This is a genomic window from bacterium, from assembly GCA_021372615.1.
GTDB lineage: Bacteria > Armatimonadota > Zipacnadia > Zipacnadales > UBA11051 > JAJFUB01.
In genome coordinates this window covers 1-16926 of record JAJFUB010000061.1, presented here as the reverse complement: position 1 = coordinate 16926, position 16926 = coordinate 1, and the positions used below count along the sequence as shown (strand labels likewise).

At 68.5% G+C, this 16926-nt stretch carries 10 protein-coding genes and 1 pseudogene; 5 read left to right on the top strand and 6 right to left on the bottom strand.

Translation table 11 applies throughout. The annotated features are described in order from the left end of the window. Positions 1–2050 (top strand): hypothetical protein (locus LLH23_09255; protein MCE5238666.1); only part of this gene is annotated, 2050 nt, incomplete at its 5' end. Positions 2051–2126: 76 nt separating this feature from the next. Beyond that, positions 2127–3023 carry a non-homologous end-joining DNA ligase gene (gene ligD, locus LLH23_09250; protein ID MCE5238665.1) on the top strand — a complete coding sequence of 299 codons (897 nt, stop codon included), beginning with the start codon at positions 2127–2129 and terminating at the stop codon, positions 3021–3023. A 20-nt stretch (positions 3024–3043) separates the two neighbouring features. Here ligD and LLH23_09245 read toward each other — a convergent pair whose 3' ends face one another. Beyond that, positions 3044–5308, bottom strand: a complete 2265-nt coding sequence (locus tag LLH23_09245) for an FAD-dependent oxidoreductase (GenBank protein ID MCE5238664.1) — start codon at positions 5306–5308, stop codon at positions 3044–3046. A gap of 32 nt (positions 5309–5340) precedes the next feature. Further along, positions 5341–5850, bottom strand: a complete 510-nt coding sequence (locus LLH23_09240) for a nitroreductase family protein (protein ID MCE5238663.1) — start codon at positions 5848–5850, stop codon at positions 5341–5343. Positions 5851–5935: 85 nt separating this feature from the next. Between LLH23_09240 and LLH23_09235 the strand changes: the two genes are divergently transcribed. Continuing rightward, complete coding sequence (locus LLH23_09235; protein MCE5238662.1) at positions 5936–6715, top strand: hypothetical protein; 780 nt, start codon at positions 5936–5938, stop codon at positions 6713–6715. Here LLH23_09235 and LLH23_09230 read toward each other — a convergent pair. Then, complete coding sequence (locus tag LLH23_09230) at positions 6712–9705, bottom strand: hypothetical protein (protein ID MCE5238661.1); 2994 nt, start codon at positions 9703–9705, stop codon at positions 6712–6714. The two genes, LLH23_09235 and LLH23_09230, sit on opposite strands and share 4 nt — an antisense overlap. Positions 9706–9770: 65 nt before the next feature. Next, on the bottom strand, positions 9771–12323 hold the full coding sequence (locus LLH23_09225; GenBank protein MCE5238660.1) for a hypothetical protein: 2553 nt from the start codon (positions 12321–12323) through the stop codon (positions 9771–9773). A gap of 157 nt (positions 12324–12480) precedes the next feature. Here LLH23_09225 and LLH23_09220 point away from each other — a divergent pair, with 157 nt between their 5' ends. Then, positions 12481–13467, top strand: coding sequence for a hypothetical protein (locus LLH23_09220; GenBank protein ID MCE5238659.1), 987 nt, complete (start codon positions 12481–12483; stop codon positions 13465–13467). A gap of 281 nt (positions 13468–13748) precedes the next feature. Further along, positions 13749–14042: pseudogene (locus LLH23_09215) on the top strand (DUF1559 domain-containing protein). 423 nt (positions 14043–14465) lie between these two features. Here the strand turns inward: LLH23_09215 and LLH23_09210 are convergent. Both LLH23_09210 and LLH23_09205 read right to left on the bottom strand, forming a co-directional pair. Next, entirely contained in the window at positions 14466–15194 is a 729-nt protein-coding gene (locus tag LLH23_09210; GenBank protein MCE5238658.1) for a Jag N-terminal domain-containing protein, read from the bottom strand. A gap of 61 nt (positions 15195–15255) precedes the next feature. Then, positions 15256–16926, bottom strand: a 1671-nt coding sequence (locus LLH23_09205) for a YidC/Oxa1 family membrane protein insertase (GenBank protein MCE5238657.1), incomplete at its 5' end; no start/stop codon positions are given.

Below are 16926 nucleotides of genomic sequence, written 5' to 3'. Positions count from 1 at the left end.
GGCGGTGGACGCCGCTGGCGTGATCTACGTGGCGGAGCAGGGGGGCCACCGGGTGCGGCGGATCGCGCTGAGTAGCGGCGACGGGACGCTGCCGTCACACTACCTGGTGACAACGCTGGCGGGGTCGGGGACGGCGGGGTTTGCGGAGGGGAATGGGACGGCGGCGTCCTTCAACGGCCCGCGGGGCGTGGCGGTGGACGCGGACGGGAACGTGTACGTGGCGGACGCGGGGAACTACCGGGTGCGGGTGGTGCGTCCGACGGGTCAGGTGACGACGGTGGCGGGGACGGGGAGCGGGGGCGCGACGGACGGCGCGGGCAGTGTGGCGACCTTCAACGGGCTGTATGGTGTGGCGGCGTTGCCGGACCGGGGGCGGGGGATGGCGCTGGTGGTGGCGGACATGAACGCGCGGACGCTGCGGCAGTTGCGGCTGCGGGAGGGGGCGGCCATCGGGAGCGCGTCAAACTGGATCGTGCAGACGCTGGCGGGGCAGAACGGGGCGGCGGGTGCGACGGACGGCAGCGGCGACCTGGCGCGGTTCCATACGCCGCGTCTGGTGGCGGCGGCGAGCAGCGGGACGCTGTATGTGGCGGACAACGGGAACAGCAGCATTCGGCGGGTGGTGCCGGCCGGCGGGTACTTCCCGCTGGGGGAGATCGGGGCGGCGCCGAGCGAGCCGGTGGTGCTGGCGAACGCGGCGGGGATGGTGCCGTGGTGCGGGGGCGATCCGCGGCCGTACCTGGCGTGCCCGGACCTGGCGGCGGGGGCCACGAGTGAGCCGGTGAAGTGGACCTTCGCGGTGCCCAGCGGCGTCGGGGCGTTTGAGTTCACGGTGACGGTGGCGGCGGCGACGGACCCGTACGCGCCGCCCGAGGGGGTGAACAAGGACAGCAGCGGCGGCAAGGGGTCACCGCAGGTGCTGGTGCGCACCCTGGCCGGCTCCACGACAGGTCAGAACGGCTTCGTGGACGGCATGGGCCCCAATGCACGCTTCGCTTGCATCGTCGGTCTCAGCCTGGACAGTGACGGCGTGGTGTACGCCGCCGACGTCGACAACAACGCCATCCGGCGGATCGAGCCGAGCGGCCGCGTGAGCACGGTCGCGGGCAGCCTGGGCACTGCCGGGCACGTCAACGGCCTGGGCAACGTGGCGCAGTTCGACTACCCCGCCGGGATTGCCGTCGTTCCTGATGGCATCCTCTCGACCTCCGGCTCCCTGCCGGCCGGCACGGACACGACCTTCCTGGTCGTCGCCGACCGGAGCAACTGCCGAGTACGGCTGATTCGCAGCCCCCAGACCGGCTGGACCTCGGCGCTGCCCTGGGAGCCGTGGAACCCGGCCTTCTACCAGGTGGCGACGATTGCGGGAGACGGCACCTCGGGCTACGCCAATGGCAGCGGCAATGTGGCCCAGCTCTACTACCCCACCGCCATCGCGGTTGGGCCGGGCGGCATCGTCTACGTTCTGGAGCGCGACGGCGGCAACCGCGTGCGCACGCTGCGCTACACCGGCGGCGACCCGATGGTCGCCACGAACTGGCAGGTGGGCCTGCTGGCGGGTTCCACCTCCGGCACCGGCGGCTACGTGGACGCCACCGGCTCTTCCGCCCAGTTCTACGACCCGCGCGGCATCACGGTCGGCCCCGATGGCACCGTGTACGTGGCGGACACGTACAACTACTGCATCCGCCGGATCACGCCCGACGGTGTCGTGACGACGCTGGCGGGCACAAACGCGAGCGGGTATGTGGACAGCTCAGGCACCGCGGCGCGCTTTAGCTCCCCGTGGGGCATCGCCGCGGGACCGGACGGCTACCTGTATGTGGCCGATCGGTACAACTACCGCATCCGGCGGGTCAGCCCGCGAGGGGTTGTGACCACAGTGGCCGGCACCGGCTCGTCAACCCGGACCGACGGACGCGGCGACACCGCCGGCTTCTGCGATGACCTGGGCATCGCGGTGAGTCCCAGCGGTGACGTCTATGTGGGCGAGGCCGAGTGCATCCGTGTGATCGAGCGCATCGTCAACGTGGCTCTTGCCGGCGACTGAACCGACCCGGGAACTGAACGAACACCCACCGGGCGAGGGCGCAGGCCCTCGCCCGGTGGCCACACGTGAGGTGAAGATGATGCGTCCGGGCGCCCGAGAGGTACACCTCACACACACGGACAAGGTCTTCTTTCCCGACGACGGCCTGACGAAGGGCGACCTGATCCGCTACTACGCCCGCATCGCTGACACCATGCTGCCTTTCCTGCGCGACCGGCCGGTCGTCATGCATCGCTTCCCGGATGGCCTGGCGGGCGAGGGCTTCTACCACAAGGAGCGGCCCGACTACTTCCCCGACTGGATCGAGGGGGAGACCGTGCGCAACCAGGATGGCACCGACACGACCTATGTCATCTGCCAGGAGCCGGCAGCACTGGTGTATCTGGCGAACCAGGCCTGCATCACACTGCACCTGTGGCTCAGCCGACGCGACGCCCTCGACCGCCCCGACCGTCTGATCTTCGACCTCGACCCGCCGGGCGATGACTTCGGCGCCGTGAAGCGCCTGGCACTGGAGATGCGGGCGCTGCTGGCCGATCTGGGGCTGGTGTCGTTCGCCATGACCACTGGCTCGCGGGGTCTGCATGTCATCGTGCCCCTCGACCGGCGTGAGGGGTTCGACGAGGTGCGGGGCTTTGCCCGAGAGGTGGCGCGGGTGCTGGTGGCGCGGCGCCCTGACGAGGTGACCATCGAGGCGCGCAAGGCCAAGCGCGGCAGCCGCATCCTCGTGGACGTGATGCGCAACTCCTTCGCCCAGACAGGGGTGGCGCCATACTCGGTGCGGGCGACACGCGGGGCGCCTATCGCCACGCCGGTGGAGTGGGACGAAGTCGGGCGCTCCAGCCTGGGTCCCCAGAGCACCCACATGGGCAACATCTTCCGCCGCCTGGGGCGCAAGCCAGACGTGTGGGCGGGGATGGCTGAGCAGGCACAGTCGCTGGCCGAGGCGCAGCGGCGGCTGGCAGAGCTCTAGCGGCGCGATCCATCGCGCCGCTACCGGTACAGGCGCACCTCGTCTATCTCGACTCGCGGGGCGCCATGAGTCGCCAGCACCCCGAGGCGCACCGCAGAGACTGCCCCGCGGAGGCCCTCGGGCCGCCGATGGCGGCACAGACGCTGGAAGTTCCCCTGCACCTCAGCCCACACGCGCTCCGTCCCGTCAGTCCCGATGGCCGTGATGCGGTAGTCCCGGGCGCACTCCGGCGCGCGGAAGCACGCCGGCATCTGGAAGAATGAGCGGTGGAAGTCCAGGCCCCAGGCGATCTGGACGAGGCCAAGGTCCGCCGGCTCGGGCAGGTCGAGCCGCAGCCACTGGGGGGCCGGACCGTCTGACAGCCACACGTTGGTCCACTGCTCCGGGCGCGAGACGCCGTTGATGACATTCGCGGGTTCGTACGCGCGCGCCGCAGGCAGCGTGTCCGCCGCCAGCGGTCGCCAGGACGTGAACTGCCCCGGCGCGAAAGCCCAGCGCCCCTCTTCCCGGTGGGCCGAGATGATGCCCGGCGGCGCCCACGACTGCTGCAGCCACGTGACGCCCTCCGCCGGCTCGAGCCGTAGCCAGACCAGCCCCCGCGTGGGCGCCGACGTCCCGGACACGCCGCTGGGCTGTCCAGGATGTCCAGCCACACGCGCCACGAGTGGCCCCGCAAACCCGGGCGGCACCCGGAACTCCACAGCCCCCACGGGTTCGCGCTCCAGGGCCGGCAAGTCCCAGATGTCCTCTGCCGGGTGCAGCGTTCCTGTCAGGGCGACCTCCCTCGCCGTCTCGTTGCGCACGAACACGCGCACCTGCTCAGCGGTGCCATCGAAGGGCAACAGGCACGCCAACGGCGCCGCAAGTGACAGGCCGCCGTCAGCGGGCAATGCTTCATAGGGCCATGCGGATGAGGCGGCGACACAGGCGTGCCGCGCCAGATCGCCATCGTCTGCGTTGCGGACCCGGGGGATCCAGCAGTCCTGGCGCAGCAGTGACTGCTGCACGGCCTCGACGTCCTCGGCCCGCAGGTCGCCTGGTAGCCGCCCCGTCCGGGCGCAGCGCGCCGCCGCCGTCCCCACGGCCTGCCCGCCGACGGCCAGTGTCCGCTGGACGCGCAGCGAGTTGAACGCCAGCCGCGAGGCGCTCATGCAGCGTCCGGCAAAGAACAGGTTGCGCACGTTCGCGGCGTGGAGGCTGCGCAGGGGCACGCTGTAGGGCGCCACATAGAACGACGCGAAGCCCGTGCCGTGGAAGGAGGGGGCCTGGTCCGCGGCGAGGATCCCACCCTTGGTGTGGTCATCGATGATCCAGCCGCCATAGGCCACGCGGTCCGGGAACAGCTCGCGGCGGCCGATCTCGGCCTGGGTCAGCACATGCGCCCCAACGAAGCGGCGCGACTCGCGCTTGGCCGGCCTCATGCCGACCCATTCGAGCGCATGGTTCGCCGCCTGCTCCCGGTGGGCGCAGTGGTTCTTGATGTGATCCCACACGCCCAGCACATGCCGGAGCAGTTCATCACGGATGGCGTCGTCGTCCTTGATGCTGTCGAACGGGTAGCCGACCTCGATCCACCAGTAGCCGCTCTCGATGCGTCCGTGCGACCGGTGGCTGAGGCTCTCCTCGGTCGGGTACGAGGCCGCCCACGGTGGGGGTGTGTAGGGCATCGGCCGGCCGCAGTCGCGCGAGCGAAATATCAGGGAGCTGCCCAGCGTCCAGGTCTCGGCCTCCGGGGGCGCAAGCGGCTCGCCATACTCATGACTGGCCTCCTGCCCCACGCGCCAGGGCACGCCTGCGGCGACGCCGACCGTGCCATCGCCGGTGGCGTCGCAGAGCAGCGTGGCCTCAATCCGCCAGACCTTCTCGGCCTCGGGCTGAGTAGCGGTGACCGAGACGATGCGCCCATCTCGCACTTCTACCGCGTAGACGTGCGTGTTCAGCAACACCGTCAGGTTGGGCTCGCGGCGGGCTTTGTCGTACAGGATCAGGTCCCAGCCGGCGTTGACGATGCCGTCAGCGGCGTTGTCCGGGCTCTGCGCGCGCTCCTCGGTGATGAGTTCGAGGATCAGGCCGGTCTCATTGGCCGAAGGGTTGTGGCTGCCCGCGCCGGAGAAGGGGATGCGCATCTCGGTGCTGCCGCAGCCGCCGAACACGGGACGGTCGTGGACGATGAGCGTGCGCGCCCCCTCGCGCGCGGCCGTGAGCGCAGCGCAGTAGCCTGCCATCCCACCCCCGACGACGCAGAGGTCGAAGCCGGTGAGGTGGTCGGTTGGGTCGAGCTGCATGGTCATGTCATCCTGTCCGCGCCCACGCGCTGCTAGCGCCAGACTTCGTCAAACACGATCTCGCCCATCGGCAGTCGGTTCTTGGGCGGGGCCTGCGCAGCGGGATAGCCCAGTGGCATCAACTCGACGACGACAGCCCCATCGGGCGCGCCGACGGCCTCCTGGGCCGCCTCCTGGTCGAAGGCGCCGATCCAGCAGGTGCCGAGGCCCTCGGCGGTGGCCTGCAGGGCGATGTGTTCCAGCGCGATGGCCACATCAATCGGGTGGCACGCCATGCCGCAGCGCATGACGCGGCTGGTGTCGGCGGCGCAGGCGACGATGACGACCGGGGCGGCGCCGACGAAGGGCTGTCCGGCCGCCTGGGCCAGGGCCTGGCGGCGCGCGGCGTCGCGCACGATCACAAAGCGCCACTCCTGCCTGTTGCTGGCCGACGGCGCTAGGCGCGCCGCCTCCATGACCCGCTGCAGCTTGTCGGGCTCGACCTCCCGGTCCAGATAGCTGCGCACGCTGAACCGCTGCTCGATGGCCTCCATGGTGGTCATGTTCGTCTCCTCCTCATGTCACAGGCGGCAGGTCGCGCGGGGCGCGCCGGCGAAGCTCCCTGCTCTCGCCCCCAAGGAGCTTCCGTTGGCCTCTCCCGTCTTCGCCCTGGGCCCGCTGTCTTTCACCGGCTGGGACATCCTGCTGATCGTCGCCGTATCCATCCACGGCACGGCGCTGGCCTACGTGCCGCAGCCGCGCTGGAAGGCGTTCCTGCTGACGCTGCCGGTGCCCTTCACGCTGTCCTCACTGTCGCTGGGCCTGCGTGTGGACGCGGGCAACGTCCTGGGGATACTGCTTCTGCTCGGCTACAGCTACGGCGTGTACATCCTCCGCGTCCGCCTGCGCGTGCCTATCGTCGTCGCCATCGTTGTCTGTGTAGCGGGCTACTGCCTGGCTGCCACGACCCTGGCGCCCTGGGTGTCAGGCAGCGAGGCCGCGTTCTGGCTGAGCGCGGCCGGCATGTTGGTGTTCGCCCTCGTGCTCATCCGGCTGATGCCCCATCGCGACGAGCCGTCCTACCGTAGCCCGCTGCCCCTGTACGTCAAGCTGCCGCTCATCGCTCTCGTCGTCATTGGCCTCGTGATCCTGAAGCAGCAACTGCGGGGCTTCATGACGGTGTTCCCGATGGTCGGCGTCATCGCCTCCTACGAGGGGCGCCACTGCCTCTGGACACTCACGCGCCAGATCCCCATCCTCACCGTGACGCTGTTGTCGCTGATGGCGGTGACACGGCTGGTGTATCCCCTGGCCGGGATCGGTTGGGCCCTGGCGGCAGGATGGGTCGCGTTCCTCGTGGTGCTGACGTTCGTGACGCGGCGCCAGTGGGCCGAGCAGGCGCTGGAGGAAGCAGCGTCCGGCGACTAACTCGAAGCGTGCAGCCTCACCGGGCCCAGCAGCCCTGCCGGCTGCATCGCCGCGCGGTTGCGGTTCGCGGGGGCGTTGGTCACGCGCACCGTCAGCCGATGCGTCCCCGCCGTCAGCCCTGCGAGCGCACACCGATAGGGCTCCCACGCCAGCGTGGCCACGGGGATGCCATCCAGCTCCACCTCCGCCACATCCTCCACACGCCCCAGGTCCAGCACGAAGCCCCCGCCCTCGGCTACTGTCAGGTCGCGCTCGTATGCCACCGTGTCCGAGAACGTCGGATAGCCCAGCGCCGGCCATGGCTGCAGCACCGGCAACGCCGTGACGCTCCCGCCTTCCAGGAACGGGAACGAGAGGTGCGCGTAGCGGTACTCCGCGCGGAAGCTCCCGTACAGGTACGGGACTTCGTGCAGCCCTCGTCCCGAGCCGGACGTTGTGATCTCCACCACATTGAGTGTCGGCGCCGACCCGGTCCGCAACGCCCCCGCCACGTCGGCCACGAGGTTGCAGCAGTCGGTCACGCGCTCACGCCGCCACTCGGTGATGGCGTGCCCGTTCACGCGCAACGTCCACTCCCCGCTCACGGTGCTGTCCTCGATCACCAGGCGCGCGTCGGGCACGTCGCCGGTGAGCATGAAGCGGCAGGCATAGATGACGGGCTCCTCGCCCTCGGGAGCGGGGTCGGCCTGCCGCTGCATCAGGTCATACGTGGCCCCGGAGGTGAAGCTCGCGCTGGGAGGCTGCCCCGGCCGCAGCACGTGCCAGAAGTTCAGCGGCAGGTGGTTGGCCGGGAAGCTCACGGCCCAGTCGCTCGACAGGTCCGCCAGCGGGTCAGTCGCCGGCGGCGGCAGTGCCTTCGCGGCCAGCGCTGGGTCATCCGACAGCAGTACGCTGCTGCGTGGAGCGATCCACACGTCCTCACCCGCGATGCTGCCGGCGAAGGGCGCGGTTGCGCGATTGAAGGCGAAGATGAGGCGACGGCCCTCGCGGCGCCGCTGCAGGACGAAGACGTTCGCTGCCCCCTCGCCGGTGACGTCCACGCCCGGCAGCGACAGCACGAGTTCCGGCGTTGCCTCGGGCCAGAACGCGTAGGGGCGCGCCCGCGGCGCGCCCTCCTCTGGCCGGGCGCACCGCGGGGGCGCCCCTACGATCTTGGGCTCGTAACCGACCGCGATCACCCGCCCGCCGGTGCTCGCGAAGCGCTCCAGTGCTGCCCACGCCTCCGCGTCCACGTAGCGCAGGTAGGGCAGGATGATGGTCTCGTACGGCTCTGGGGCGTTGAGCCGGTCCTTGGCATCCACCACCTCCGCCAGCGTAACCCCGTCAACCAGATCAAAGTCCCACCCCTCGTCGTCCACCATCTCCGCCAGCGTCACCTCGTCAATCAGGTCAAAGTCGCGATGGTGGGACAGGAGCTGCTCGGACAGGTTGTGGATCAGCGTCTCGTCCGGCAGGTGCATCCAGTCCACGCCGGGACGCGCCTGGCAGGCGAGGCTCGTGGACGGGTAGAGCACCGCGATCCGGCAGACGTGCTCGCCCCCGGTCAGCCTCTCAGCCGTCTGCCGTACGTGATCCCACAGCACGCGCATCTGCGCGTACTCGCTGTGCTGGTAGCCCAGCGAGGGCGGCACTTCATCCTTACGCGGGCCGTCGAGCGAGTAGCTCCACCCGTGGACCGCGAAGTGGTTGATGCCCATGGCCAGGTGGTAGTCCGCGAGGAACTTCAGGTCGCGCAGGCTGGTCTCATCGCCGATGACCGCAAAGCAATCCGCACCGGCTTGCGGCTTGCCGAACAGGTGGGCCGCCGACGACACGACCTTCAGGCCGGTGTGATAGGCGGCCGCCTCCGGCCAGGCACAGCCGGCCCCCAGCGGGTCGGCCATCGGGATGTCCATGCCCTGGTAGCACCGCAGCTCATTCGGCCACCACACGGACGCGAGTGACAGCCACTCGGTCCGCGTGAGGTGCCCCACGTGCTGCAGGCCGTGTTCGTGCAGCCACGCGCCGACCTGGTCCACGTAGTTGGCCTTCACCAGCCGGTGCTGCGTCTGGCGGTAGTGATGGCGCACGGTCGGCGTGCGCTCATCCAGGTCCAGCGCGAGGTGGGGGAGATGGTCGAGCAGATCATACCCGTGGTCGCGGCGGAACTCCTCCGCCATGCCGTCGCTCCACGGGAACAACCACGCGCCGGGGCTGGGCTCATCGGTGAACGACCCGACAATGGCCTTGCCGAACTCCTCGCCCAACTCACGCGCATACTCTTCGTGCGTCAGTTCCAGGAAGCGCGCGATGCCCTCCGGCCGCATCAAGTCCGGGTGGGTCTCCGACGACACGCCGGTCGTGACGCCGACGAGGGTGTACGTCCCCGGCTCCGGCGGCGTCCACACCACCGCGAAGCGGTTGACGCTGTTGGCTGTCCGCCAGTGCGGATGGCCGACGCGGTTGATATCCGGCGAATACGCCCGGTGCAGCACATACCGCGGCCCCCACTGCTGCTTGCGGGTGCCACAGAACCGCGTGATGTCCGTGATGGCTCCCTCGTGGATGACATACGCCCGCACGAGCATCCCCGCCTCGAAGTCCACCTCGATGGCGTTGAGGGGCGTCGTGGGAGCGGTCACCGACCGCGACCTCTCGGGGTCGGTGACCCCTCCCACGCCGCGAGGGCTCCACTTCACCGTCTCCACCTTGAACCGCAGCTCCCGCGCCGCCAGCGAGGGGTCGCTCCACACCACGCGCCCGCCGGCGGGCCCGCTGGGGAAGTAGTCATCGTCCCAGATCCAGAGCCGCAGACCCAATTCCCGGCAGCACTCCACGAGCACCCGCAGCGCCGCCCACCAGCCTTCGGAGAAGTACGGCGTCAGCAGTCCGGCGCGGGCATGGGCATACACGCCCTCATACCCCGCCTGCGCGATCTCGCGCATCTGCCGCCGCAGCTCATCGTGGTCGAGGCGGTGGTTGAGGAAGTACTGAACGATGAGGCTGGACATGGGAGACCTCGGAAGGATGAAAGATGAAGGATGAAGGATGAACGGGACTGGCAACGAGTCCGCCCCTACCTCTCCGCGATCACCATCCCGCCCTCGGGCACCAGGATGGAGATCGGCTTCCCCCGCGCCACCGTCACCTCCGCCTCCGCATCCACACGCGTGCCGGACTTGTCGTAGCGGTACAGTTTGACCCTTCCGCCCGCGGCGGGCCAGTCGAAGGAGCGGGTGACGGTCGTGATAAGCCGCTCCCTACCGATGACGAAGCCCGGCCCCAGCTCCAGGACCGTCAGCGGGTACTGCTTGCAGACGAAGTTGTCGTCCCCCTCCAGCAGCAGGTTGCTGGCCATCGGCGAGATGATGCAGCCGTGCTGCAGGCAGAGCTTCGCGCTGTTGAAGATCCCCTGCACCGTCTTCTCATCGCCCATGTTGCCCAGGACCAGCGGCACCGCTGACAGGTGCCCCTGGCTCATCTGGCCGACGCCGTTGCCGCCCTCGATGAACCGCTGGATCGGCAGGCGGAACAGGCTGTTCAGGGCGTTGCCGCCATTGCCCAGGAAGAACTTGCCGCGCTGGAGCACCTCGCCCGTGATCTGCAGTTGCGATGGCTGCGATACCCAGGCGTTGTCGCACTTGAAGCGGACGAACTTGCCGTCTTCATCGAGGTCGGCGGAGTAGCCGTCCTCGCGGCCGTAGTCGTAGCGGCTGTAGCCCCGGCTGAAGGCCCACGAGAACTCGTCGGAGTAGATGCCGTCCAGCTTGCAGTCATCCATGCCCCTGCGGATGCCCTGCAGCAGCGCCTGCAGTTGCGGCCCGCCGTCATGGGGGCTGTAGTAGAGCACGCCCCAGTCCTGCTTGGTCATGGTCCCCAACCAGGCGCGGCTGTAGTGTGCCTCCTCGAAGGTCTTGCCGTCCGCGGTCTTGATGGCATCCGGGGCGATCGGCCACTTGTCCTGCAGGGGCTTGTAGACCGTCTCCATCGAGGGGTGGATCATCTCGATGACCTTCGCGCCCGGCACGTTGTCGTGGATCAGTTGGGTCAGCGACTTGACGTTGTCCCAGTACGGCTCGCGGTGCTGGAAGGTCAGGAAGGCCTGCACATCCAGATCCGGGCAGAGACCGGGTGCGCGGGGCGCGTCGGGCGCGAGCTTCGGGTACTTCCCGGCCGTCACCACCCGCGCGTCCGGCTCCAGCCGCTGCCACGGTCCGATGCACACGATGATCGGGCCGAGGTGGCCCAGCGACTTCTTGATGGACGCCACCTGGTCGGCCGCCTGCGCCCGCGCGAAGCCCCAGAACATCGGCGCCGGCATCGTCGTCTTGTCCATGCCCCAGCGCCGCCGCACGCCGTTGATGAAGGACCAGTAGCCCCCGCCATCGGTGACCGGCGCGATAGACAGGTCGAAGTCAATGCTCTTGCCGGGCGGCAGGGCCAGCCACCGGCTATACACCTCCCCGAGGTCGCCCGTGCCGCTCCAACCGGCCAGCAGGCGCAGCCAGTCGCTCTCGGCCGTAATGCCGAAGCCATTGCCCTGGCCGAGCGGCTGCATGAACAGCGTGGCGTTGGAGGCCGAGCACAGGAGCGCGGTGTTGTCCGACGACCCGCCCACGTGGAACTGTGTCGCCTGCTCGCGGAAGAAGAAGCGGTAGCGGAAGGGCACTGCCCGCGGCTCGCCGGCGGTGTTCGTCCACCGGTCATGCCACAGCAGCAGTCCGTCCTGGACCTCGAGGGTGCGCTCCAGACGCAGGCCGGGCCAGTCGGCCATGACCCCCAGACGCTTGCCGGGCACAGCCTGTAGGGCGGGGGCTTGTACCGCGCCGGCCGTACCGGGGGCTTGTACCCCGCCCTGTTGGGGCGCATCCTCGGCTACCAGCGCCGCCGGCGTCGAGGACTTCATGCCCAGCGCTGTCTCGACCAGCAGCTCCTGCCCGCCCACGGAGACACTGAAGCCCCCGCCCTTTGCCTGGCCGATGCGGAAGGGGCCCTTGATCGTGCTCTGTCCGATGCGGCCACGCCTGGGGGCCAGGCTGGGCACCTTCGGCAGCTTGGCCCGGTCCAGATAGCCGACCGTCAGGTCCGTGACTTGCAGGTGACCCAAGCCGGCATCCATCTTGCCTGGCAGGACGTTGCGGAAGGTGAGCGTGTTGCCATCCACCCCACGGGCCACGTCGGTGATGTCCAGGGCGAACGTCGCGCCCAGGCCGTCTGAGGTCATCGCGTCGCCCTGGTCGGTGCTCGGGGCGAACATCATCATGAGTTTGTCGCCGCTGAAGACCGGGAAGCCCATGGCGCCCGAAACCAGCTCCAGCGAGGGTGACCGGCCGACCAGGCGCTCCGTGCCCGAGGCCGTGAAGCGGCTCGTGGGCTGCCCGTTGATCTGCAGCGCCAGGTTGTAGTTGCAGCCTGCGGGCCCACGGCTCACGATGACCGCGCGGAAGCCCAGGATGGTGATCTTCCCCGGCTTCATGGGCAGGGCCGGCACCGTGACATCGGTCGCCTGGCCCTGCGGCACCTTGAGTTCGGGGAAGGACTGGGCGCTCTCCAGCGCCGGTAGCGCGGCAGATAGCATCCCGCACACCCCCAGACACAGCAAGATCGCCCCGACACGGAGACCCGTCACGGCCGACCACCACCTTCACTTGGACATGCGCCATAGTTGGCCGCGCCAACACGGGAATCCTACCCGTGCCATGGCGGTGGGGGCGGGGCGGGCGCAAGCAGGTGGCGGCCGCCCCAGAGCGAACATCCCTATACCACTGTCTTGCGGGAGGTCCCATATGCGCACGCTCATCTGTGTCGTGCTGCTGCTGGTGCTGGCGGGAGGGATGGCGTGGGCCGAACTGCCCAAGTCCCTCGACGAGCTGAAGGCCCGCATCCCGACCGAAGCCAAGACCCCTGAGGGCGGCCTGAAGCTCTGGTTTGACTGTGTCTTCGTGTACCTGGGGGGCGACCAGACACTCGGGGTCCAACTCATCACCGAGATGACCAAGGACAAGGACTGGCAGTCCACGATGAACTACTTCGTGGACTCACTCAACAACAAGCCGTACATCTGGCGCAGCTACGTCAAGGGGGCAACACCCGAGAACAAGTACCAGATGGACCCCAACAAGTACGAGCTGTCCTTGCAGGATGTGGTCCTCAAGCCCTTCGACGACTATGAGGAGGGTAAGGTGGTCAAGATCTCCGTGTGCTCGTCGGGGGCGGACACCCCGCGCCCGTTCTTCCTGGAGCGCAACAGCCGTGGCGAGTACAAGGCTCGTGAGTTCAGCTCACTGTGTGTCGGTGTGAGGCCCCCGGTGGAGCCGATCATCGCCGCTGGCGACATCCCTCAGAGCACCGACCCGCTGTGGGTGTGGAAGGAGCTGCTGCACGGCGTGCTCCTGTACCTGGCCGGCCAGGAAGCACCGGGCAAGCAGATCATGACGGCGCTGCTGCAGGGCGGCGACATGAGCCTGATCACGCGCTATGTGCCGCTGTCGGCAGAGAAGGCTTACATCTGGCGCTCCTACGTCAAGGGCACGAAGGTGGAGGACGGCTACCAGGTGGATCCGGCGAACTTCCAGCCTGATGCGTACCTGAGGTCGCCGCTGGCGGCGGGCGCGAAGCGCTGCACGGTGTGGGTGAAGTCCACCGGAGGGGTGAATGACCGTCCCTGCATCATGGTGGCCGACGACCGCGGGCAGTGGCGGGTCAGTGAGCTATCCAGCCTGTGCGTGGGGCTGCAGAAGGTGCCCAAGCCGCCGGATGCAGACAACTTCTGATTCCTGTGCCCTGCCCAGGAGGATTCGGCCGTCCGGGGGAGAATAGTATAGACAACAAGTTTGGCCGCCACGTGGCGGCTTAGCCAAGCCCCACGTATGCACGAGCCGCATGGCCACTCCCCTGGCCACGCGGCTCGTCTTCGTGTATCATTCTGTATCAATTCGACGCACCAAGCAGGGACTTCCCTCTTTCGTCCGCATCCCTCCCCGACAAACAGCGACGCCCGCGTAGACCGTGCGGGTATCATACGAACCGGGGTATCGGCGAGAGGTGAACGGAAATGCACCACATCGTGCGCGGACGAGGCTTCACGCTCATCGAGTTGCTCGTCGTCATCGCCATCATCGCGATCCTGGCAGCCATTCTCTTTCCCGTCTTCGCCCGGGCCCGGGAAGCCGCCCGGCGCACCTCGTGCCTGAGCAACCTCCGCCAGTTGGCGGTCGCCACCATGGGGTACGCTCAGGACTACGACGAGATTCTGCCGGTGGGCGCCACCCAGGGCAACCCCCTGCTCGACGTCGTCAGCGGCCTGCTTCCGTACGTGAAGAACAGCCAGATCCTCTACTGCCCCTCGATCTCCGGGCTGGTCCCCTATAACGCCCTGCTGGAGCCCACGCCCGCCAACTGGAGCGCGGGTAACATCGGGTACTACTTCTGGTCCATGTACGGCATCCACGCCCACACCGGCCCCTTCCTCACACGCCACCCGCCGCGCCAGTTGACGATGAGTTCGGACCCGGGGCTGTGGATGTGGAGCGACGTGTTCGGGGCCTTCTACTGGAACCAGAACGCACCATTCCTGCATGGCATGCCCAAGTGGAGCTTCACGAACGTCGTCTTCATGGACGGGCACGCCAAGGCGATGGCCGGACGCCCGGTGGATATCTTCGTCGACTAGCACCACCACTTCGACCGATGGCCCCCCGAAACGAAACTCGCCCAGGCTAAGCCTGGGCGAGTGAGCTCTACAGAAGGGGGGAAGAGGGGGGACAGGGCGTTACGCGTTGCGCGGTGAGATCACGATGCAGCGGTCGTCGCCCTCGCCCTCGCTATACGTCTCGACCTCCGGATCGTCCTTGAGCGCCAGGTGGATAATGCGGCGCTCGAAGGGCTTCAGGTCGGGGATGACGACCTCCTGCTGGCTCTCCTTAGCCTTGTCAGCCTGCTGCTGGGCCATCTCGACGAGCAGCTCACGGCGGCGCTCGCGGTACTTCTCCGCATCCACCACGACGCGCGCGCCATGGTCGAAGCCGCTGTTGGCGACCACGGCAGCCAGCATCTGCAGCGCGTCCAGCGTCGCACCATGCCGGCCGATCAGCATGCCGAGGCCCTGGCCGCGGATCTCCACGCTGACTTCGCCCGGCTCCTGCGCGACCACCACCACATCAGTCGTCAGGCCCATGAGGCGGGTGGTCTCCTCGAGGAACTCCACCGCACGTTGGGCGATGATCTGCTGGGTCGGGTCGCCGCCACCGGCCGCCAGGTCGGTGATGGGCTGCACCGGCGGGGCGCCGAGCGTTTCTTCCGCCGGGGCCTCTTCGGCGCTCGCGCCGTCGGGCGACTTGAGGGTCGCCTGGACCTTGTACTCACCCGTGGAGAAGCCGAGCACCTTGCGGGGCTCCTCTAGGACCTCGAACTGCACGTCATCCGCCGGGGCGCCCAACTCGGCGAGAGCCGCCGCCTGGGCCTCCTGGAGCGTCTTGCCGGTCGCCACTGCCGTCTGCACTGGGGTAGGACCCCCTTATCGTCCGCACCCGGGCGGCGGTGGCCGCACCGGGCGCTCAGGTTCATTTCTTGGGTCGCTGCTTGCCGCCCGGCTTGTCAGCCGGCTTGGCGGTCTTCTTGCCCTGGGCCTGCGCCTGCTTCTCGTGGAAGCTCTGCTTGTCGTCCGTCGCCGACTTCTTGGTCTCGGCCTCTGACTTCTGCGCCATCATCCGCGTCATGGCCCCCGCGAAGCCGCCTTCCTTGGGAGTGGTGGGGGTGAGGCTCTCGGTCTCACCCGCCCGCTCCTTCCGGGCCATCGCGGCGGTGTACGCGTACTGCTGGACGAAGTAGACGACGTTCGTCGCCACCCAGTACAGCAGGAATGCCGCCGGGAAGGACTGGAACATGAAGAAGAACATCGCCGGCATCATGTACGTCATCATCTGCTGCTGCTGCGCCTGCTGGGCGTTCATCGTCGGCGTCGGCTGCAGCTTCTGGGTCATCTTCTGGAACAGGATCATGCTCAGCGTGTACAGCACCAGCAGCGGCAGGTCGGGGGCGGCCAGGTTCTTGACCCACAGGAAGCTGTGTCCATCGAACTGCACGATGTACTCGCGAATGCCCTTGTACAGGAAGATCAGCACGGGCATCTGGATCAGCATCGGCAGGCAGCCACCCAGCGGGTTGACGCCGTTGGCCTGGCAGAGCCGCCAGAACTCCTCCTGGAACTTCTGCTTGTCATCCACATAGCGTTCCTGCAGAGCCTTGATCTGCGGCTGCAGGCGCTTCATGGCTTCGGCGGAGGCCAACTGCTTCTTGGTCAGCGGCCAGATGATGACGCGGCTGACCACAGCCAGCAGCACCACGCCCAACCACGGGCTGTTGCCGGCCAGCATCACGAAGAACTCCATGAACCGATACCAGAAGTCGCTGCGGCTCATGCTGTCGAGCGGCCCGCCGATGGCCTTGGTCACCGGGAGCTTCTCCCAGCCGGTCCCGTCGCTCAGCGGCACCCACGTGTACGCCTTCGGGCGCCCCTGGCGGTCGGTGCCGGCGAAGGTGTTCCAGGCAGCCGAGAGGTAGTTCCGGGCCTCCTTGAACTGCCGCCGGTCGTACGCGATGAGCCCGGCGCGAGACCGGGCAAAGCCGGCGAAGGTGCTGCGAGCCGCCGGCATGGCGGCGGCCTGGTAGGTCTTCTCAGCCGCCTCGGGCTGGGTCAGCAGCTCCTGCAGACGGCCGATGCGCAGCAGGACCAACCAGTCGGAGGGCTTGATGACTGAGACGCGGACTTGGGGGATGGAGCCGGCGGACTCGATCGTGCCGGTGACGGACACGGGCAAGCCTTGGGGCGAGGAGGTGCTGATGCCGCGTATGTCTACGCCCTGCGGCAGTGACAGGCGGATCGGGCCGGCCTCAGTCTGCAGCGTGGCCACCTCGGCCGAGGCGGCCTGGTAGAGGCCGCTGACCTCGACCAGACGCCCGCGGAAGAGGTCCGGGGTCTGCACGAGCCACTGGGCCTGCACGCTCTCGGGCTGCGAAGACTTGGTGAACATGCGGGCCAGGCCGTCGAGGAAGCCGCCGCCCTTGGGGCGGTTGGCTTCGCTCCAAGTGCGCAGGCCCTGCAGCACCTGCAGTTGCTCGGCCAGTGCGGGCTGCGGCGCGATGACCAGTTCAGGCGGCAGCCCCTCCTGGGAGGGGAGGCCGGCCGCCGGGGCCGCTACAGATAGCGACGCCGCGCACCACACCGCCAGACA